The following is a 21,860-nucleotide window of genomic DNA, read 5'->3' on the forward strand; positions in this document are numbered from 1 at the left end:
TACTGCATATAGATGTTCCTCAGCCATATTCTAGATGGCGATTGAGCGCATCCGTTCTGGTGAAGAGGCTGTTGGTACAGTCTGGCAGCAAATGGCCCGTCTTCGTGGACAAGGCGATCAGTTTTAATCAGTTAATAAGTGAACCTATCCGTTATCGACAAAGCAGCTATTCGCGCACAAGCGCTGGATAGCTGTTCTTTTTGTTGAACTCAGTGATCGAATTCCTGTACACGGAGCTGAAGTTATCTTGATATATCCAGTTTGAGGAATTATTTTTAACATTTTTTTCATTTACCTATTGTATTAAGTGTATCAAGTGATATAATACACTACATACAAATGATACACCAAAGGAAGGAGCTCATTGAATGACATGATTGTTGCGGAATGTGAATCACGTTGGATTCAAGCAAACCACTATACGAGCAAGTGCTCAATCGAATCCGAAGCTCCATCCCGGATCAACTTACAGAGACACGCCGCGGAGAGCAGAGAAATGCTGCATCATTCATACCAAGGTAGGTATGCGTTATTTCCTTAACAATACTAATGAGCGAAATGAGGAGTATTGATGAAGACAGAATTTTCGATAAGACACCCATACTGGGCGGCAATACTTGTAGGATTGCTTTGCACTTTGATGACAGCAACCGGCTTCGCTGTAACGAAGGCTATCGGGTTAGACGATGATCATAGCTTGTTAGTATTGGCAGCTTTTCTCGCTGTATCAGCCATTATTGGGTTTATGATTATGAAGAAGTCACGGTTTTCGTTATATGATTACGGATTCCGTTATAGCGAGGCTAAGAGCAGTAGTAAGGTTATGTTTTACATTCCGCTGCTCGTAATTGAAGTGCTTTCTATTGTAGCGTATGGCTTCAGTGGTGAAATACGTCCGGTACAATATGTGTTTACCCTGTTATTTACGATTTCGATTGGTTTCAATGAGGAAATCTATTTTAGGGGGTTGGCTCTAAGGTACATAGGGGAAAAAGGAATTAAAGCGGCGATCATATGGTCGTCGGTAATATTTGGGGTATTACATATGGCGAATGCATTTGGTGGCCAAAATATTGGCTACAGCTTACTGCAGGTTGTTTATGCTTTTCTGGTTGGTATTGTATTCGCGGAGATTGTATCGATTACGAAGAGCTTGTGGTTCGTAATTGTATGGCATGCCGCACATGACTTTATCTCACTTCTGACAGAAGGCAGTATCGAAACTGGAATTATTATACTACCCGTGCAGGTAGCACTTTTATTGTTTTATGCGATCTATCTTTGGAAGAAGCATATTGCGCAAGAGAGTAGTATCACTAATTCTACCGATCAACAACCTCAAATGTCGCAATGAGCGACTCTATAAGATGAGTGCCTCAGCTCTATTTGCTGGGGCACTCATTTTGGTCTACAGCTTTGTATACGATCATCTTTCTTTGTTCAATACTTTCCTTCTGAATCAGTTTCTACTCTACCGCCTTGTTTAGGGAGATGCCTGTGTCGAGCATTCGGCGGTTAAAATTTTTATACCCTCTTTTTATACACCCTTATTGCAAACATATAAGCATCATCGTATCCGTATGTCCGCGCAGTAGGGCGGATGTGATCTTGTTCTCGCTCATACAATCACCTCCACAACTGCATAATAAGATATATTACTCTGACAGTCAAGGTACTATATTTATTATAATACTCTGTTCTAAATAAATGGTGCATCCCCCTGGCTAGATCGCGTGATTCCTTTTTTTTGCTTTCACTTTCTTTTACAGACACTCCATATGGGGATGACCTGGATATTACAATTTGGGGGTAGAATTCAGTAGCAATACATCTACCATTCTGTAACAGATAACAAAGGAGAGAGAAAAGATCACATGCGAATACGCAGAAAATGGTTGTCTCTGGCATTGCTGGGAAGCATGCTGCTTGGCGTGCTGCAGCCTGCATTGGCGCAAGCTTCACCTGGATTCGATTATACTAAGGTGCCGAAACTATTAATTACGGAGCTGGTGCCAGATACGAAGAATGTGAATTCGGCCGACGGCTATGAGAGTATTGAGATTTACAATAATACGAACCGAGACATCAACTTCAGAGATTACAAAATCGTGTATAACAACGGCAGCAACAATGACTGGTCGCTTACGGATAAGAAAGTTCCCGTGATTATCAAGCCGCATCAGACGATCGTGCTCTGGATCATGAATGGCAGTAATACGAACGAGACGGCTGATGCATTTAATAGCAATTATACAATTAACGGATATACGTCCAATTTGATTGAAAACACGAATTTGTTCCGGATTGATGCCGGCGGAGGCATGGCGAATACGGGAGAACGCAGCGTAGCGATTCATACGCTAGGCGGTGTCGAGATTGCCAAAGCGGCTTATTCGGTAACCAAGTCCAAAGAAAATTTCGGCATTCACTATAGCTATCCAATGGATGCAAGCAAGAATATGGCGATGGTAGGCGCAGCGGAATCGCAACCGGCTTCCCCAGGAACCGTTGAGGCGATTCAAGTGCCGGCATTCCCTTCGGATATCGGGGAACCGCCTACTGCTACGGCTCTAAATTTCGATCATGTGCCGGCAAGCAAGACGCTCGTGAATCAAGATGTGCCGATTGATGCATCCATCACAGGCAACCTGACTTCAGTTACCGCTTCCGTCTACTATAAGACAGACGTTCAGACGGCTTATACGCCACTAGTGATGGCGTCGGCTGACGGAGTGAAGCATACTACTACGATTCCTGGCCAAGGGGTCCTTGATGGCAATTTGCTTCAATACTATATTGAAGCGGTGGACGGAAATCTGCAGCCGGAGCGAACGGGTACATATGCGGTTGAGATCGAATCTTTGCCGCCGGTACAAGGGGACAAGCTTCAAATCGAGCATACTTCGGCGAAGCAAGTCGATGCGAAGGATCTGCTCATTACTGCGAAGCTGAACAATCCGGATAAAGTCAAAATTGACAAAGTGGAGCTGCTGTACAAGTCGCCATCGCAGGCGAAGTACACCCTGCTGGCAATGAAGCAGTTGCAACCCGATGGCAATGATTATAGCGTGACCATTCCGGCGAAGGCGTTCGTCGAATCCACGCTAGATTATACCATTCGTGTGAAAGACGTCGAGAAGAGCTATACCGTGGATGTCAATATCCCGCCATTTAACGCGGCGAAGGTGCCGTCATTGCTCGTAACGAAGATCGTTCCGAACACGACGAACGTGCCGAACACGTCATCGGACGCATTCGAAATGATTGAAGTGTACAACAATACCGATTCACCGATCGATTTTAAGAACTACAAGGTCAACTATCGATATCCTGATGATGGACCGGAAGCTGATTTGAAATGGCCTACGACCAAAGAAGATTTCATGATTCCTTCTCAGCAGTCGGTTGTGTTCTGGATTAAGAACGGCGCGAACAATAGCTATACGGCTGCGGATTTCAACAACTTCCACAAGACGAACTTGGTTGAGGATGCGAACTTGTTCGTAATCATGAGTGACGGCATGGCGAATTCGGGTCGCCGTGGTATCGTCATTAAGACGAACACGGGCAAAGAAATTTCTTATGCCAATTATGACGCAACGACCGTATATGAAGGCGGCGTGAGTGACGAGACCAAGGAAGACAAAGCGATTCTATTCAAATATCCAATGGACGGCAGCATCACGATGATCAAGACAAGTTCCGGGCTCGCGGCGCCTGCTCCTGGCGTGATCGATCCGGAGCTCGTTCCGGCCGTGCCTATGCATGTCGAGCAAGACACGACGCCGCCAAAGGCAGAAGACCGCTCTGGCATAACGTCGGTCGAGCAATCGAAGAACCTTGATCTGAAAGCTTTTGCGGATGATGAGAGGCAAGTGGCGACAGTAAAAGTCTTTATCCGGACGGACAAAGAAGCGGATTATACCGGTTATGCACTGACGCAGAATTTCACTGATTCGTTGTATCATTATCTCGTGCCTGCAGCTACGCTGATCGGCAGCAAGTATATTGAATATTATTTCATGGTATCTGACGGTACAAATGAGGTGGAGACGGCAAAGGCCAAGGTGGACATCACCGGCAAGCCGGGTCATGATCCGCTCCGTCTCAACGTGAAGAACGGGGATATCGTGAACGGTACGAAGACGTTGAAAGGGACGTCGGAGACAGCGCCTGCGAATACGTTGAAGTTAAGCGTAGACGGCCAAGCGATTACACAAGGTTCGTTCGATGCATTAGAGCACGATGCATACTTCGTCTTCGAAGCGAAGAACGTGGACTATTATTTCAAGAATGCCGTCACGATGGGGCCGGAGAGCGAGAAGGATAAGACGATCCTCTATACGTTCATGGATCCGATCCCGACGTATACGACATTGACTTTTAAAATCGATGCGAGCCGCTTCCATATTGGTGCGGATAACGTGATCTATATTCGTGCAGGTTCGAAGACAAGCCCATTCGATGACCGCAAGGAAGAGAATAAAGACGATTTCGAAGTACGAAACGTACGCTTAATGCTGGCGGACGGTACTGAGATTTGGGATCCACTCTACGTGAAGGGGAAAGAAATCAAGATCGGCGACAGCCCGGGAAAAATGGAAGGAATCGGCTTCAACTTCAATCTGGATGCGAAGTACTTCCAGTCGCACGCCTATGCTTGGGATACGACCAAAGCGGTGGACGGCGCGCATCAAGTGATAGTGACCGATAGCAAAAATGTTACCGTGACGGCGAATGTCACGATAGACAATACGCCGCCTTCGATCAAGCCGAATGTTGAAGAAGGCAAGCAGTACCGCGGCAATTTCAATCTGGATGCGGAGATCAAAGACCAGCTTGCCGGCGTTGACCAAGTGATCGTGAAGCTGGATAACCAAGATATTAAGCTTCCCTATGCTTTATCTTCCGGCAGCATGAAGGCGGGCAAGCACACGCTGACGATTACGGCATCCGATAAGGTGGGTAATCAAGCGGAGCGCACGGTCACATTCACGACGCCGGAGGAAAATCCGCTGCAGCCGGAATTGATCGCGCCAATGCAAGGTCAATCCGAATTGGGCGGCAGCGTGGGTCTGAAGGTGAAAGTGCAGGATCCGACGAATGATCCGATGAACGTCACGTTCTACAGAGGCTTCCAATATGATGGCAACCGCACTGCAGAAGGATTCACAGGCTTCATGAACGCATCCGATACCGAACCGCCGAAAGTCATGATTCCGGAAGGAGAGCAGACATTAACGGTAGAGGATTACCGTAAGATCAGCGCAGAAGACGGCGATTACTTAGTCAATGACGCAGTGGAGCAATTCCCATACCAACGTTATCAGATTAAGCTTGACCTAGCGGTCCAGAAGACAGACCGCGTCGATATCGTCTGGAAGGGCAAATCGATCGAAGGACGTAAAGTCAGCTTGTATGCTTGGAACGAGAGCGCGAAGAAATGGGTGCAGCTCGTTACCCGCATTGCAGGCACAGAGGATTTCGAATTGAAGTCCACGGTTAAAGTCGAAGACTATGCAATGGGACAGACAATCCAGATCATCGTGCAAGATGAGATCGCGGAGATGAAGGAACTGAAGTCTGATACGGCCCAAGATCCGTATGATTTCTCCTTCGTATGGATGTCGGATACGCAGTACTACTCGCAGAGTTATCCTCAGATTTACAAGAAAATCGTGAATTGGGTGAAGGATAACAAAGAGAGCAACAATATTAAATATGTCATCCATACGGGAGACATCGTCGATAAATCCTATCAAGAGTATCAATGGCAGGAAGCGGATGAGGATATGAAGGTGTTGGAAGATGCCAACATTCCTTACGGCGTGCTTGCTGGTAACCATGATGTTGGTCACCAAGACAACGACTATACGAAGTACTGGCAGTATTTCGGAGAACAGAGATTCAAGGATATGCCAACGTACGGCGAGTCCTATCAGAACAATCGCGGACACTACGATCTCGTTTCGGCCGGAGGCAATGATTTTATCATCGTCTATATGGGCTGGGGCCTGGGTGATAAGGAAATCGACTGGATGAATGAGGTCGTGGCGAAATATCCGGAGCGTAAGGCAATCTTGTGCTTGCATGAATACATGCTCGTATCCAATAACCGTGCCCCGATTGCCGATAAGATTTTCGAGAAGGTCATTAAGCCGAACAAGAACGTCATCGCGGCATTGTCCGGACACTATCACGATGCGCAGCTGAAGATCGATGAGCTGGAGGACGACAACGGCGAGAAGCGCAAAGTCTATCAGATGCTCGCGGACTATCAAGGCGCGCCAGAAGGCGGTCTCGGCTATATCCGTCTGATGCAGTTCGACATGAAGAACAACAAGCTTCACATCAAGACGTATTCGCCGTATTTGGACGATTATAACTATTATGATTCTGAGTTCTATCCTGGCAAAGACGAGTTCTCGCTGGATCTGGATTTACAGCCGAAGATCAAACGCGTCGCAACCGACTACATCGGCGTGAAGGTCTATAGTGAATTACCGATCGGCAAAGTGAATAACGTGAAGAGCGGCCAGCAGGCAGCTTTTACTTGGAGCGGGCTCCAAGGCGATAGCTACTATCAATGGTATACGAAGGCAGAAGACGGCAACAGCGGTCAAGTGTTATCGGATATTTGGGGCTTCTATACAGGTAAGGTGAGTAATCCTAATCCAGGCCCTGGTACTACGAAACCAGATCTAAAGCCAGAACAAAAGCCTGATCCAAAACCTCAGCCTAAGCCGGAGACTTCTTCGGACAAAGGGGTTATGAGCATTAAACCGGGCGCGGATGGCGCTTATGCGGTAGATCGCGCTGCGCTTGAAAAAGCAGTCAATGAAGCAGAGCACGGCAAAGTGGCGATTAAGCTCGAGGCAGCGGGTTCGGAACAAGCGGCTCAGCTCGTGTTGGATGCGGCTGGTGTGCGAAAAGCGAAAGAGCGCAAATTGAGTATTGAAATTGTGGGATCTGGATTTACCGTGACGATTCCGGCAGCTTCCTTGCCGAATGGCATCGCAGATGCGGATCGCATCGTGCTTCATATTGATCCGACGATGAATTCCTCGATCCAGACGGCAATCAATGCGGCAATCAGCTCGAACGGTGAACTGAAGTCGACAGGCGTAGTATTCACGCTCAAGCTAGTAACGGTCAAAGGAAAGACAGAGACGGCGGTTCAGCAATTCAGCGGTCCGATTACCGTGAAGCGTACGCTAACGGCAGAGCAAATGAAGCAGCTGCAGAAAGATTACGCGAATATGTATCGTCTGGTCGATGGCAAAGCAGAGATGATCGCTGGTACGTTCGATGGGAGCACAATTAGCTTCTCGACGGATCAACTGGCGCAATTCGCTGCGCTCGAACTGCACAAGCAGTTCGCAGACTTAACGGGTGGTTGGGCTGACGAATACATCCTCAAGCTGGCTGCTAAAAATATTATTACGGGTATGGAAAATAACCAATTCCGTCCGAACCTGAATGTATCGAGAGCGGATTTCGCGACGCTTGTCATCCGTGCGGTGGGTATCCAAGCGGAGGAAGGAAAGACGGCATTCGCGGATGTGGTGGCAGACCGTTACTATGCAGGCTATGTGAGCAAAGCGGCTGAACTGGGATTGGTACAGGGCAGTAACGGCAAATTCCGTCCGACGGAGCCAATTACGCGCCAAGAAGCAGCAGTGATTCTAGCCAAAATGGCTGAATACATGAAGAAGCCACTTGCGGGATCATCCACCGTGCCAGCATTTGCTGACTTGAGCAGCATTGCCGGATGGGCGAAGGATGCGGCGACGAAGCTGCAAGCTGCGGGTATCATTAACGGAAAAGAGAAAAACCGTTTCGATCCGCGAGGCTCAGTAACGAGAGCAGAAATCTCGAAGATGCTGTATATGATGTTGAATAAGTAACGAATATGCGCAGAATCCAAAAGGCCGTCAGGGATCATCCTGACGGTCTTTCTATAAGCTGGAAGTTCAGATATTTATATGTTTGTTCACTTAGCAATTGAATTTTATTCAATTGTGTATTGTCTTTTCTTTTTAATATTTTGTATGATACTCTCTTTTTTTGAAGTGGTATCAGGAAGCGCTTGAACACGGGATACACGAACCTCACTCCATGACGCTATCGACCGTAGGTGTGGACGGAACTCCTGATGCACGCATACTTATTTTGAAGGACGTTGATGCAGCAGGATGGTATTTTGCATCGAGTGCCAACAGTATGAAAGGCATACAACTGAACAATAATCCAGGGGTTGCGCTAACGTTCTATTGGTCAATGATTGGGAAACAAGTGAGAATACGCGGTACAGCGACCCCAATGGATAGAGAGCGCAGTGCTGAGGACTTCTTGAACAGGGGACCTGTGGCTCGGGCAATTGCATTAATTGATAAACAAAGCTCAATATTAGAACAACAACATGACTTCCACGCAGCTTTAACAGAGCAATTGGATCGACTTAGACGTGATCCAGCTGTATAGAACATACCGTTTAAGTCATACTAATTGCGACCGGACAGTAGCAGAGGCGTAAAAGATCCCTGATTCCGAACTTCTTCAATTTTTAAAATTTCAAAAAAATGGTGTTGACAGACGGTTTAATAAGTTCTAAGATTGTCAGTAATCTAATATTGAATAACCCGATGAAAGAGCGAAGTAGCAATGTTGTCACTGTTCTCAGAAAGCCAGGGGTTGATGCGACCTGGTACACACAATGAATTGCGAATTACACTCTGGAGGTTCTTAGGTAACGCTAAGCGGATTGGCAATCGATATCATTGCCGAGAGTGGTATGAATAGTGGCTGCAGCACTGTTCATGCAAGCTGGGTGGTAACACGGTTAATTAATCGTCCCTATGTCTACAATAGACAAGGAGACGATTTTTTTGTTTTTCTGAACCTTAAAGGTAGCGTTTTGAACTTACATTCTCAATTATCAAATATAAAATCACACCAAGGAGCTGAATCACAATGATGAACATTATCGATGAATTGGAATGGCGCGGTGCCATTAATCAACAGACAGATGCTGAAGGTTTGCGTAAATTAACAAGCGAGAAATCGATATCATTATACTGTGGTGTTGACCCTACTGGGGACAGCATGCATATCGGACACTTGATTCCATTCATGATGCTGAAGAGATTCCAGCTTGCAGGACACCGTCCGGTGATCTTGATTGGTGGAGCAACAGGGACAATCGGCGATCCAAGCGGCCGTACAACAGAGCGTACGCTGCAAACGATGGATCAAGTCCAAAATAACGTAGATGCATTGACTGCGCAAATGAAGAAGCTGTTCTTGAACGAAGGCGACACTGGCCTGCGCATGGTGAACAACTACGATTGGACTCATAACGTAACAATTCTTGATTTCCTTCGCGACTACGGGAAGAACTTCAGCGTCAACACGATGCTGGCGAAAGATATCGTAGCAAGCCGTCTCGATACGGGGATCTCCTTCACTGAGTTCTCGTACCAGATTCTTCAGTCGATGGACTTCCATCACTTGTTCGTTAATGAAGACGTACAACTGCAAATCGGTGGCGCGGATCAATGGGGTAACATTACAAGCGGCCTTGACTTGATTCGCAAAAAAGAAGGATCAGAAGCTAAAGCATTTGGTTTGACAATCCCATTGATGCTCAAAGCAGATGGTACGAAATTCGGTAAAACTGCTGGCGGTGCAATCTGGCTCGATCCGAACAAAACGACTCCATTCGAGTTCTACCAGTTCTGGGCAAACACAGATGATCGTGACGTAATTAGATACCTGAAATTCTTCACATTCTTAACGCAAGAGCAAATCAAGGCGTTGGAAGAGAAAGTACAAACTGAGCCGCATAAACGTGAAGCTCAACGTGTACTTGCTGAAGAAATGACCAAATTCGTTCATAGCGAAGAAGCATTGGTACAAGCTCAGAAAATTACAGCTGCCTTGTTCAGCGGAGATATCAAAGCGCTGACTGCAGATGAAATCGAGCAAGGCTTCAAAGATATGCCTACATTCCATGCTTCTAAGGAAGAGAAAAACATTGTAGACTGGCTCGTTGATCTTGGTATCGAACCATCCAAGCGTCAAGCGCGTGAAGATATTGCGAACGGTGCAATTTCGATGAATGGAGAAAAAGTAACGGATCTGGAAATGACAGTTACTGTGGACGATTCCTTCGATGGCCGCTTCATTATTATCCGTAAAGGGAAAAAGAGCTACAGCCTCGTGAAATTGGGAGAATAGCTGCTCATGAAATTTGGAGAATAGCTGCTACAGCTATTCTCTTTCCTTTATCTCCTTTAGTTAGGGGGCCGGAATAACCAAATGCCAGAATCGTGGAAAAAATCGCTGCAAAGTGCTTTACTGAATCATCGCATTATATCGGCTATCAATCAGGACATGCAAGTCAATTGGCTTATGCTCGATCTCGGGATTACCGAAGTGGCTCTCAATCAACTGAATGAAGAACTTGACCGTATGCTGATTGCGTTCAATCGATTATGCAAGTATAAACAGGTAAAGCAGATATCGCTAGGCTACTTTCGAATGTTGGATATTATACGAAATGAAGAGAGTTGCCAACCTAAGCTACATATTCTGCTTCCAACGATTAAGAGTTATTTTCAAGGCAGGTATTATATTAAGGCAGAGTCGTGGTTGTCTCTATGGTGCAGAGCTTTGGATAAAGAATCTGTAGACCATGTGACCGTGAACGTGAAGGTTGTGAACCCAAAGGGCGATCAGCAGGCGACTGTTCAAAAGATGGACGAAGGCTTGGACAAGCTTGTAGTGAATAGGGGACAACGAAGGTTGGAGAGTAGTGAGCCAAGTACCCTACTCCCTTCTCGCAGATTAATCGGATACAGCAGAGTGATGAAGGAATATATGGAGAAGTTGAAGCCTGATCCTGTATATGATTTGAGCGAGTACCGAACAGAAGATATAGTAGCGAACGCTGCATTCGAAATCATGCTCGATTGGTATCCTGGGATACGGCTCAAATAGATCATCATCCTAAGAAATAGAGTCATCATTTAATTTATAGATAGATGATAGAAGTTTGAAGGACTGGATTGAGACAAAATCCAGTCCTTTCTTTGTACGGAACGTCACCAATGAATGCTGCTTGGTTCAAAAAAGTGGGAGTTGAAGAGAAATTATACACTTTCTGACGCAGATTGAGCGGATTAATCCATAAAGGCAAAAAAAAGATCAAAAATTGAAATGTTTGGCTATGATATATTTCACAACTAAAATATGAGGATTATCATAGGAAAATAAGAAAGGGTACATGTATTGATATAAGAAATAGCCGATTTCAACATAATTACTTACCAAATTAATCCTCTGCGTTTGTGTCTACGTACTTCAAGCATTTGAGTAGAATTTGATAAAAAATAGAAATAGAGAGGGTATTATCTATTTCTGAGAGGTTTCCCTTACTCCAGCAAGCCGGTAAACATATTCCCCAGCATGTATAAGTATTCCCTTTTGTATTTTCTTCACTCTTTGTTCCCCAATCCAGTTTTGCCCTCAATTACGTTCAACCTTAGGGAATAAGAACAACTTCCCCAACGCATGATAGTGATATCGTCTAGTAGGCAACCAATCCCCAAGTGTGCTTTTATTTCATGATAGAAAGGATGTGTGTTCAATATCAATAAATAAATGATAGAGAAGATGAATTGATGTATATATAAAAATACTATTTACCGCATTTATATTCACTATTTCACCCTGGAAATGCTTTTACCTATAGAAGCGAAAAACCTTTAAAGCCTTCATCGAATTGCTGGAAAAAGCTTTAAAGTATTTGCTAACAAGATTCTGGAAAATGACGAAAAAACCTTATGTGACAAGGTGTTGAATCGAATTGACAGAACAAAAAAATGAGGCGTATACTGACGGTGCAAGTTAATCGATTAACAAAACTATATAAATAATTTCATATGATCAAGGGGTGAGCTCGAAGCGTTTCAATTGCATTCCTATAGTTTCAATTCATACCTTATTCATTGATTTGAATAATTTAGGAAGATTGAAAAGGTTAGACAACTGAGAGAAAGAAGGATAGATCAATGGCCAATTCAAAAAAGTTGACGCTATTCGGGTTAATTGGGATTACGATGGCGTTCTTCGGTACTGTTCGTAGTGTGCCGACACTTGCCGCCACCGGCTGGACTCAAATCTTTTATATGTTGGTTGCAGCCGTATTGTTCGCCTTGCCAATCGCGTTGATGTCAGCCGAGCTGTCAACAGGGTTCCCTGAAGAGGGCGGACCGCAAGTATGGGTTAAAAACGCTTTAGGCGAGAAATGGGGCTTCGTTACCTCATGGCTCTTATGGGTACAAATGTTCTTCGGGATGGTAATGGTCGCATCCACAGTAGGGGTTCTATTCGGATACGTCATTAATGTTCCCGATTTATCATCAAACAATTACTTCATATTCGCAGTTATCCTGATTTCATATTGGGGCGTTACATTATTGAACTTGAAGTTCGATATGGTCAAAATTGCAGGTAACTGGGGCGCAATTATCGGGGTATATATCCCATTCGTTATTCTCGTAATCCTGGGTCTTATGTACATGTTCAAAAATGGCATTAACCCACAAGGTTACTTGGCTGACTTCAAAGCAAGCAATTTGTTGCCGAATCTAAGCGATTTGGGAAGCTTGGCATTCTTGTCCGGTATCATCTTTATCTTCGCTGGTGTAGAGATCTCTTCTGTACATGCGAATAACATCGAAAATCCGAAACGCAACTATCCGATTGCAGTTATCGCTTCCGTTATCTTGCTGGTTATTTTCAACCTGATTGCAGGTCTTACTGTAGCAAACGGTGTTCCAATGGGGAAAATGGAGCTTGCGAACATTACGCAGCCTTACCTGATCTTCTGTGAAGACTTAGGCATTCCATCAATTTTCGTTAATATTATCTCGGCAATGATTTTGATCGGTGTACTCGTTCAGCTTAGTGCATGGGTACTTGGACCAAGTAAATCGATGATCAAGGTCGCAGAAGATGGTAACTTGCCGCCATTCTTCCAAAAGAGAAATGGAAAAGGTATTCCAATTTCGTTCGTATTGATTCAAGCGATTGTTATCTCGTTAGTTTCCGTTCTTTATATCGTAGTACCTGACGTAAACAGTGCGTTCTTGATTATCACAATTACAACGACAATTCTCTATTGTCTCGTATATGCTTTTATCGCAATTTCAGCAATTCGTCTTCGTTACAAAATGCCTGAAGTCGAAAGACCATTCCGACTTGGCAGCAAAGGCAATGGCTTGATGTGGTTCGTAGCTTTGCTGGCCTTGTTGAGCGTAGGCATTACATTGGTTGTTAGCTTGATTCCACCATCTATTCTCGAACCAAGCCAAACAACGGGTTATATCATTTATCAAGTAGGCGCAACAATTGTTATGGTGGGCATCGCCCTTATCATATATAAATTCAAGAAGCCAAGCTGGAAAAAGAGTGAATAGTTTCACAAATTAAGTGCTTCATCAATTCGTTTCATCACATTCAATTCATTTATACATCACGGGAGGAATAGAACATGAACTATCAAATTCCGGAAATTAACTTGAAAGCATTATTCCTTGGTTCTAAAGGCGAAAACGTTAATCTCTTCAAAGAAGTATTGAATAAAATTGTGGACGAGCATGTTGGCTGGAGACAAAACTATCAACCGCAAGATTTGCCAGTCATCTCTCCTTTCGATAAGAGCTCTGAGAGCTTCCAAAATACTGCAGACCATATGCGCAGCGTATTCGATCAATTGTCTTCCAAGCTTCGTTCCGAATCCTTGCCTTGGCATACAGCAGGACGCTTCTGGGGTCATATGAACTCTGAAACATTGATGCCTGCAATTATCGCTTATACAGCAGCAATGCTATGGAATGGTAACAACGTTGCTTATGAATCTTCTCCGGGTACATCCCAAATGGAAGAAGAAGTTGGACATCAATTGTGCAAAATGATGAGCTATCGCGAAGGACATAGCTGGGGCCACATCTGTGCCGATGGTTCCATCGCGAACTTGGAAGGTCTCTGGTATGCACGTAACATCAAGTCCTTGCCGCTTGCAATTAAAGAAGTTGCACCTGAGCATGTAGAAGGCAAATCCGAATGGGAATTGCTCAACATGCCTACGAATGAAATTATGGACATCTTGGACAAAGTTCAAGACAAATTGGATGATATCAAAGCAAAATCCGCACGCAGCGGCCGTTATTTGGACAAGCTTGGTAAATGGTTGATTCCACAAACAAAACACTATTCCTGGTTGAAAGCAGCCGACATTATCGGTATCGGCTTGGATGCTGTTGAAGCAATCGATGTAGACAGCAGCTATCACATGGATATTGAAAAGCTGGAAACACGCATTCGTGAACTGGCAGCAGAAAATACACCAATCCTTGGGGTTGTCGGCGTAGTCGGCAGTACAGAAGAAGGTCAAATCGACCATATTCATAAAATGGTTGCTCTTCGTGAAAAATTGGCGAAGGAAGGCATTTACTTCTATATCCATGTCGATGCAGCATACGGCGGATATGCACGTTCCATCTTCTTGGATGAAAACGATCAATTCATCGAATATAACAAAATTAATGAAGTATTCAAGAAACACAATGTCTTCACAGATATGAGCTTGAAGGACGAATGGCTTACTGAAGACGTATATGAAGCCTTCAAAGCAATGAGCCAAGTTGAATCCATTACAATTGACCCGCACAAAATGGGCTATATCCCTTACTCTGCAGGTGCAATCGTTATTCAAGATATCAGAATGCGCGATGCAATCTCTTACTTCGCAACATACGTGTTCGAGAAGGGTGCAGATATCCCAGCATTGCTCGGCGCGTACATTCTCGAAGGTTCCAAAGCAGGTGCAACAGCAGCTGCTGTATGGACAGCACACAAAGTATTGCCGCTTAACGTTACAGGCTTTGGTAAGTTGATGGGCGCAAGCATCGAAGGCGCTTATCGCTTCTACAACTTCTTGAAGGAAAGAACATTCAACGTTAATGGCAAAGTGATTAAACTTCATCCATTGACTAAACCAGACTTCAACATGGTTGACTATGTATTTAACGAAGAAGGCAACACAGACTTGGAGAAAATGAACAAATTGAACCATGAATTCTTCAATTACGCTTCCTATGTGAAGGGCGGATTGTATAACAACGAATTCATCACTTCTCATACAGACTTTGCAATTCCTGACTATGGCAACAGTCCACTGGAATTCGTCAACAGCCTTGGATTCAGCAGAGCAGAATGGGATCGTGTTGAAAAAGTTACTATCCTTCGTGCTTGTGCCTTGTCTCCATATGCTCATGACAAAGACGTATTCGAAGAATATGCGCTTAAGATTGAGAAAGCTATTCAAGACAAGCTGGAAAAAATCTACTTGTACGAAATGTAAGTTTCAAATTTATAAAATGGAATGCGTAACAATCTTCGGTTGTTGCGCATTCCTCTTTATCCAAGGAGTGCTGGATATGACAAACATCAAAAAGGTATTAACGGTTGCAGGTTCGGACTCTAGCGGCGGCGCTGGACTACAAGCGGATCTGAAAACGTTTGAAGAATACGGAACATTTGGCTTCTCTTCCATTACTTCCATCGTTACGATGGATCCGGATAACAACTGGCATCATGCCGTATATCCGATTGATCCTGAACTTGTTCGCAATCAGATTAAAACCGTACTATCTGGGGGCAAACTAGATGCGATGAAGACAGGCATGCTCGGTTCCATTCCTGTGATCGAACTGCTTAGAGAGGTTATTGACCAGCACGACATCACGAATGTCGTCATCGACCCTGTTATGGTGTGCAAAGGCGAGGATGAAGTTGTTCAACCGGAAAACGGTGAAGCCATTCGAGAGCTTCTGCTTCCTAGAGCAACGGTTGTGACGCCCAATTTATTCGAAGCGGGACAGCTTGCGGGAATTCGCAAAGTTAGCACGCTTGAGGATATGAAGGAAGCTGCAACCAAGATTCATGAGCTTGGAGCACAGCACGTAGTCATTAAGGGTGGCAAGACATTGGAAGATCAGAAGGCTATTGATCTGCTGTTCGATGGTCAATCGTTCACATTGTTCGAAGCAGAGAAGCTGGATACGAACCATAATCATGGTGCAGGGTGTACATTTGCGGCGGCTATCGCTGCTGGTCTTGCGAAGGGGATGTCGGTCAAGAATGCAGTAGCTACTGCGAAGCAATTCGTTACAGCAGGCATTGGAGGCGGATTCGCGCTTAATCAATTTGTAGGACCTGTATGGCATGGTGCGTACAATAAGGCTGAACAACGCATGAATTGCTAAACACAGCAGGTATATGTCCAATCTATAGACCCCATTTGCGAGCGCAGCATTGCAATAGTTGGTCATGAAGGAGTTCGGCTTATATGAAGAAAGAAGAGGTTACACTGAAAGAAAGCCTATTTCTTTTAGTTGTTTTACTAGCCATTATAGGAGCTTGTATTATCGGCTTAAGCATGGATCCACAAATTCCGATACTATTCTCCTTGGGGATTATTATCGTCTTCGCTAAAATAAAGGGCATATCTTGGGATCGCGTTCACAAAGGAATATCGAACGGCATTACACCCGGATTAATCCCTATTCTCATCTTTATGCTAATTGGAGCCTTAATCAGCGTGTGGATTGCAGCAGGAACAATTCCGACGATTATGGTTTATGGCTTTGGCATCTTGTCCGCTAAATATTTTTTGCCTTCTGTTTTTATCATTTGTGCAGTCGTTGGTATTACAGTAGGGAGCTCATTCACTACGATCTCAACTGTAGGTATTGCCTTCTTCGGAATGGGACAGATTATGGGATACCATCCCGCCATTACGACCGGGGCAATCATTTCAGGTGCATTCTTAGGAAACAACGTCTCGCCTTTATCGGATACAACGAACCTGTCCTCGGCCATTGGTGAAGTGGACTTGTTCGAACATATCCGTTATATGCTGAGAGTTGTTATTCCCGCCTTCCTGATTTCGCTTTTGTTCTTTGGAATTGTAGGTCACGCGAAGGTGCTGACGACAGGCGAACAAATCAATGAACTTGTTCAGACTTTGAATTCGTCATTTACCGTATCTGCATGGACCTTGATTCCGGTATTGGTGCTCTTCTTATGTGCATGGCGCAAGATTCCGGCCATCCCGACTTTGCTGCTAAGCATTGTCTTTACCATCGGAGTTCTGTTTATTTATCACCCCGAAACAAGCTTGGCAAGCCTGTCTAAGCTGATGCAGGATGGGTATGTTGCGCACACAGGCGTTGAGAGCGTGGACAAGCTGTTGTCTCGCGGCGGTATCCAGAGCATGATGTGGTCTGTATCCCTTATTTTGCTTGCATTATCATTAGGCGGGCTGTTGGTAGAAATGAACATCATCAAAACGATTATTTCTCGCATCTCTTCATTTGTTAGCACAAAAGGAAAGCTGATTCTGATGACGGCGCTTAGCTCGATGGGGATTAACCTTCTCCTTGGAGAGCAGTACTTGTCCATTATTTTACCGGGAGAAGCGTTCAAGTCTCAGTATGATGCGATTGATGTGGGACGCAAGGAAATGACGAGAATACTCGCCAATGGCGGAGCAGCTTTTAATGCGCTAATTCCTTGGGGCGTCAGTGGGGTATTTATTACAGGGACACTCGGCGTATCGACACTTGAATATTTGCCGTTCGCTATTTTCTGTATTGTTGCACCGCTTCTCAACATTTTGTACGGTTTCTTGGGAAAATCTACGAAAGCTTCCAAAGCTTCCAAAGCAGCATAATCGCAAACGATAAGAAGAAAAGTTGGTGTATAGAGCCAGCTTTTTTTCTATGGAAGGTGCTGCTCTTCTTATGAAATATGTGGTATTAATTACTAATGAAAAATAATGCTATAATATGTTATACCTATTTCAGATACTTGGAGAAAAAAATCACATAACTGGATATGTCATATGAATGACCTTCTAATCCCACCTTCAACATGATGAGATTGGAAATCAGCCAGTCAGTACTCAAGGAGGTAAACATATGTTAATAGAAGAGCTGCAAGGGAAAGCGTTAGATGAATTTTTCCAAGGGATTTTATCTTTGGAGACGATTGAAGAGTGCTATGCTTTCTTTGATGATTTGTGCACAGTAAATGAAATTAAGACGATGGTTCAGCGTTTCCAGGTTGCGAAGATGCTGCACAACCATAACACATACAGTGAGATTGAAGCTGAGGCGAATGCAAGCACGGCTACCATTTCCCGCGTTAAGCGATCCTTGAATCATGGCAACCACAGCTATGAATTCGTATTCGCACGTATGAAAGAACAATCAGCGAACAATCCAGAGAAGTAAGTTTCCAATCTTCAGACTTTGCGTACGATGTATCTGCGTACAATGAATACCTCTCCATGCAAGCTTATGCTCTAGAAGGAAAATCAGCCTTCAAATCAATTCATTCTTTGTGATACGATACAATTTTCATACCATTAGGGAGAAGGAGGGGGACTAAGCTTCGCTGCATCATTACGAGATAAGCGAAATGCTCAAGTCGCCCCTTATCATGCATGTTACTCCTCAACAAGCTCCTTGAATGATTTCACCTTGCCATGCGCATGCGGTGTTTGCTTGCGGATTTTATCGGCGTTTTCCCGGCGATGTTTTGGAATGGACATGGATGATAGCCTCCTCTTGAAATGAGCCCAATAAGGCATAATAAGTTTGCGGCTGGATAGATGCAAGCATCTGTCTAGCCGTGCTGCACTCGGTTCAATCGTGAACCGAATGTGTTGTTAATATGAGCTGGATTCATAGCGACTATCCCCGCCAATGTTAGGGGGAGAGGGGTTATGGATTCTTTTGACATGGAATTGGGTGTTGTGATATCTTTTATTTAGACATTTATCTAAATGTCTAATGAGTTCTAATTCTGTGGTCGGGGGGATTCCAATTGAATAAATCAGCTTGGAAATGGATGATGGCAGCATGTTTGCTGCTCGGGAGCGCAGTCCCAACTGCATTTGCGGAGGAGACGAAGCAGGAAGCGGCATCCGAAAAGAAGGAAGCTGCTAGCATGGTGCAACTGCGGCAAGCGGCGAACGCAATTGGAGCTTATGTAAAGTGGGAACAGAGTACGAAAGAAGCAACGGTTACTTATGGGGATCGTGTATGGATCGTACGCAGCGGGTCTGTTGAATCGACGATTAGCGGCCAACCGTTGAAGCTGACTGCGGCACCTAGAGTGGAGCAAGGGACTCTGGTTGTACCTTGGAACGATCTGTGTGAAGCCTTGCACATTCAAGCGAAATGGGTAAATGGGAAAGTGGAAGCAGAGATGTCGGACTGGAAGACGCGTGCGTCTCAATTTGTCATGCAATTCGCAGCAGCCGCTGACCGTCCGGAAATGGTGGAGCAGATCCAATCTTCTCTGACTCCGGCACTCAAGAAAGCGGGTCAAGTGTACCCGATCGGCATGTTTGCCAAGCAAATTACGACGATGTTCGGACAACCAACCCAATTGATCCAAGTCACGCAAACTGAAAATGATGTGCATCGCAATGCTGCCGTCTCATTCAAGACTGATAAAGGCTCAGTATTATCCGTGGTGCTCCGTTATGCTAAGGACGGCTTGGTGGATGATATGTATTTCAACTTCGTACCCCAAGGTCAATATCAAGCCCCATCTTATGATGATAAGGATGCTTATAGAGAAGAGTCGATCGTAATCGGAGAAGGGGAATTCAAGCTGCCAGGCACACTGACAGTGCCAGCGTCAGGAGACGGGAATTATCCGGTTCTGGTGCTTGTACATGGATCGGGTGCGAATGATCGAGATGAATCGATCGGCAGCAGCAAGATGTTCCGTGACCTGTCCGTCGGCCTTGCCAAGCAAGGGATTGCAACGATTCGTTATGAGAAGCGGACGCGTGAATATTCCTATCAGTCCACCGCAGTTCCACGCTTTACGGTGAAGGAAGAGACGGTAGATGATGCCCTTCATGCGGTTGCTTGGGCGGCCCAAGACAAGCGGCTGAACAAGCAGCAGATCTTTGTGCTTGGCCACAGTCAAGGCGGAATGCTCGTGCCTAGAATTCTTGCTCAGGATACCGCGAAGACGGTACGTGGAGCGGTAATTGCAGCAGGACCTTCTGGCCCGCTTGAGGATCTCATGCTGACGCAATTCGAAGGCCAATTGGCTCGTGCGAAGGAGTCGAAGCTTCCAGAGCAGGCAATTGCTCAATTGGAAGCACAAGTAGCAGCTTGGAAGCAGTCCCTTCAAATCATAAAAAATAAAGAATATACAGTCGACAACTACCCGGCAAATCTGCCAATCGGCACACCTTCTTGGTGGTTTGATTTCCGCGACTATTATGGCGGAGACATTGCGAAGACTCAGCAAGTTCCGATGTTCCTCATCCAGGGGGACAATGATGTCCAAGTGGGCAAGGAGCATTTAGACGGCTGGAAGAAGGCGCTGTCGGTTCGTACCAATGTCGCATACAAGCTGTATCCGAAGCTGAACCATGTTTTTGTACCGTATGATAAACCATCGACCGGAGAAGAATATATGCTGCCGGGCAACGTTCCGCTTGATGTTATTACTGACATGGCGAAATGGATAAAAACTCAATCCTAATGATATCGTTGCCGTTATACACGTCAATGTAGCATTGGCTTATAACCAAGAGCGTGATAGTCTAGATAGCTGGGGCTATGCGCTCTTTGTGATTTTTGAGTGGAATGATTTATGCGTTATAATGGATAAATAGTCAAAGGGGGGCTGGTCATGCGACATACGAAAAAACCGCGAAAACGCAGAATCTGGCTTCTGATCTCCCTTGTTCTCATTATTTTGGTTCCCTACATATTGGTGAACAGCACACCTGCATTAACGGCGCTGTTTGTAAGAAAACTATTTGAGACTCCAATCGCGACCCAGCCAGCAGGGTATGCTTCGTATAGCAGCCAAGTGCAGGTTCAGCATGATTTGACCTATCCATCGAGGTATAAGGACAACCGATTCGATATATACTTGCCACAATCATCAAGCGCCGAAGGAGCGAAATCATACCCGACTATTATCTGGGTGCATGGCGGTGCGTATGTTGGAGGGGATAAGAAGGATCTTGCGATTTTTTCCACCATGTTAGCAAGTCAAGGTTATGTGGTATTGGCGATGAATTATGAGCGCGCACCAGAAGCCAAATATCCTACACCTATTTTGCAGCTGGATGAATGTTATCAATATGTGAAGGCAAATCCAGATCGCTTCCCGATTGATACGAATCGGCTATTCTTTGCCGGAGATTCGGCAGGAGCACAGATTGCCAGCAACTATACAGCTATTCAGACGAACTCTGATTTGGCACGTCAAATGGGTATGGAGCAAGCAGTGCCACGAGACACGATAAAGGGAATGCTGCTGTATTGCGGCCCATTCGATCTTCAACTGTTCCACAGTACGACGTATTCGCTGCCTGTGCAATTTTTCTTGAATCAAGTAGCTTGGAGCTACATCGGAGAGAAGAATTGGCATGAAGTGGAGAAGGTGAAGTTAGCTTCGGTTGTGAACTTTGTGACGAAGGATTATCCACCAACCTTTATTACCGATGGCAACAAAAATTCATTTGAGGAGCACGGAAGAGAGCTGGCTGCAAGGCTGGAGGCCGTGAATGTCCCGGTTCATTCGCTCTTTTTCGAGCAGAATGAGGCGATTACCGAGCATGAGTTTCAATTTAAGTTAGATACCGAGTCTGGAATGAAGGCATTGGAGCAATCTTTGTCATTTTTGAGGCAGTACGCAAGCAAATAAAAAACAGGAGCCAGTATGCACAAAATAAGACAAAGCAC

13 protein-coding genes and 1 other annotated feature are annotated in these 21,860 nt (G+C 45.0%); of the genes, 12 read left to right on the top strand and 1 reads right to left on the bottom strand.

The window, feature by feature from the left end:
- Nucleotides 1-571: 571 nt before the first annotated feature.
- The 10 genes from BP95_RS29765 to BP95_RS0106165 all read left to right on the top strand — a co-directional run bounded on the left by BP95_RS29765 (nucleotide 572) and on the right by BP95_RS0106165 (nucleotide 18,365).
- A complete protein-coding gene (locus BP95_RS29765) occupies nucleotides 572-1,354 on the top strand; it encodes a CPBP family intramembrane glutamic endopeptidase (RefSeq protein ID WP_051614011.1) in 783 nt (260 codons plus the stop codon).
- 520 nt (nucleotides 1,355-1,874) lie between these two features.
- Complete coding sequence (locus BP95_RS31805) at nucleotides 1,875-7,907, top strand: S-layer homology domain-containing protein (RefSeq protein ID WP_051614012.1); 6,033 nt, start codon at nucleotides 1,875-1,877, stop codon at nucleotides 7,905-7,907.
- A 160-nt stretch (nucleotides 7,908-8,067) separates the two neighbouring features.
- Nucleotides 8,068-8,484 carry a pyridoxamine 5'-phosphate oxidase family protein gene (locus tag BP95_RS29775; RefSeq protein WP_231515053.1) on the top strand — a complete coding sequence of 139 codons (417 nt, stop codon included), beginning with the start codon at nucleotides 8,068-8,070 and terminating at the stop codon, nucleotides 8,482-8,484.
- Nucleotides 8,485-8,636: 152 nt separating this feature from the next.
- Nucleotides 8,637-8,861 (top strand) — a binding site (T-box leader).
- Nucleotides 8,862-8,976: 115 nt separating this feature from the next.
- Complete coding sequence (gene tyrS / locus BP95_RS0106135; RefSeq protein WP_021254322.1) at nucleotides 8,977-10,239, top strand: tyrosine--tRNA ligase; 1,263 nt, start codon at nucleotides 8,977-8,979, stop codon at nucleotides 10,237-10,239.
- An 81-nt stretch (nucleotides 10,240-10,320) separates the two neighbouring features.
- Entirely contained in the window at nucleotides 10,321-11,001 is a 681-nt protein-coding gene (locus BP95_RS0106140) for a protein rep (RefSeq protein WP_021254321.1), read from the top strand.
- 1,073 nt (nucleotides 11,002-12,074) lie between these two features.
- Nucleotides 12,075-13,484 (top strand): tyrosine-tyramine antiporter, encoded by a 1,410-nt coding sequence (gene tyrP, locus BP95_RS0106145; RefSeq protein WP_021254320.1) that lies wholly within the window; start codon nucleotides 12,075-12,077, stop codon nucleotides 13,482-13,484.
- A 74-nt stretch (nucleotides 13,485-13,558) separates the two neighbouring features.
- The gene (gene tdc, locus BP95_RS0106150) at nucleotides 13,559-15,430 is read left to right on the top strand and encodes a tyrosine decarboxylase (RefSeq protein ID WP_021254319.1); all 1,872 of its coding nucleotides are present in this window, start codon (nucleotides 13,559-13,561) and stop codon (nucleotides 15,428-15,430) included.
- 76 nt (nucleotides 15,431-15,506) lie between these two features.
- Nucleotides 15,507-16,334, top strand: coding sequence for a pyridoxine/pyridoxal/pyridoxamine kinase (gene pdxK / locus BP95_RS0106155; RefSeq protein ID WP_028531655.1), 828 nt, complete (start codon nucleotides 15,507-15,509; stop codon nucleotides 16,332-16,334).
- Between the two features lie 83 nt (nucleotides 16,335-16,417).
- On the top strand, nucleotides 16,418-17,803 hold the full coding sequence (gene nhaC / locus BP95_RS0106160) for a Na+/H+ antiporter NhaC (RefSeq protein ID WP_028531656.1): 1,386 nt from the start codon (nucleotides 16,418-16,420) through the stop codon (nucleotides 17,801-17,803).
- 247 nt (nucleotides 17,804-18,050) lie between these two features.
- A complete protein-coding gene (locus tag BP95_RS0106165) occupies nucleotides 18,051-18,365 on the top strand; it encodes a YerC/YecD family TrpR-related protein (RefSeq protein WP_028531657.1) in 315 nt (104 codons plus the stop codon).
- Between the two features lie 215 nt (nucleotides 18,366-18,580).
- On the opposite strand, the gene BP95_RS33765 is transcribed toward BP95_RS0106165, so the two are convergent.
- Nucleotides 18,581-18,685: a DUF6254 family protein gene (locus tag BP95_RS33765; RefSeq protein ID WP_005543954.1), complete on the bottom strand. Its 105-nt coding sequence runs from the start codon at nucleotides 18,683-18,685 to the stop codon at nucleotides 18,581-18,583.
- 275 nt (nucleotides 18,686-18,960) lie between these two features.
- On the opposite strand from BP95_RS33765, the gene BP95_RS0106175 reads away from it, so the two are divergent.
- The gene (locus tag BP95_RS0106175) at nucleotides 18,961-20,646 is read left to right on the top strand and encodes an alpha/beta hydrolase family protein (protein WP_231515054.1); all 1,686 of its coding nucleotides are present in this window, start codon (nucleotides 18,961-18,963) and stop codon (nucleotides 20,644-20,646) included.
- A gap of 150 nt (nucleotides 20,647-20,796) precedes the next feature.
- Nucleotides 20,797-21,822: an alpha/beta hydrolase gene (locus BP95_RS0106180; RefSeq protein ID WP_036666789.1), complete on the top strand. Its 1,026-nt coding sequence runs from the start codon at nucleotides 20,797-20,799 to the stop codon at nucleotides 21,820-21,822.
- Nucleotides 21,823-21,860 lie beyond the last annotated feature (38 nt).

It is taken from the genome of Paenibacillus sp. UNC217MF, assembly GCF_000686865.1.
Taxonomy (GTDB): Bacteria; Bacillota; Bacilli; order Paenibacillales; family Paenibacillaceae; genus Paenibacillus_B; species Paenibacillus_B suaedae.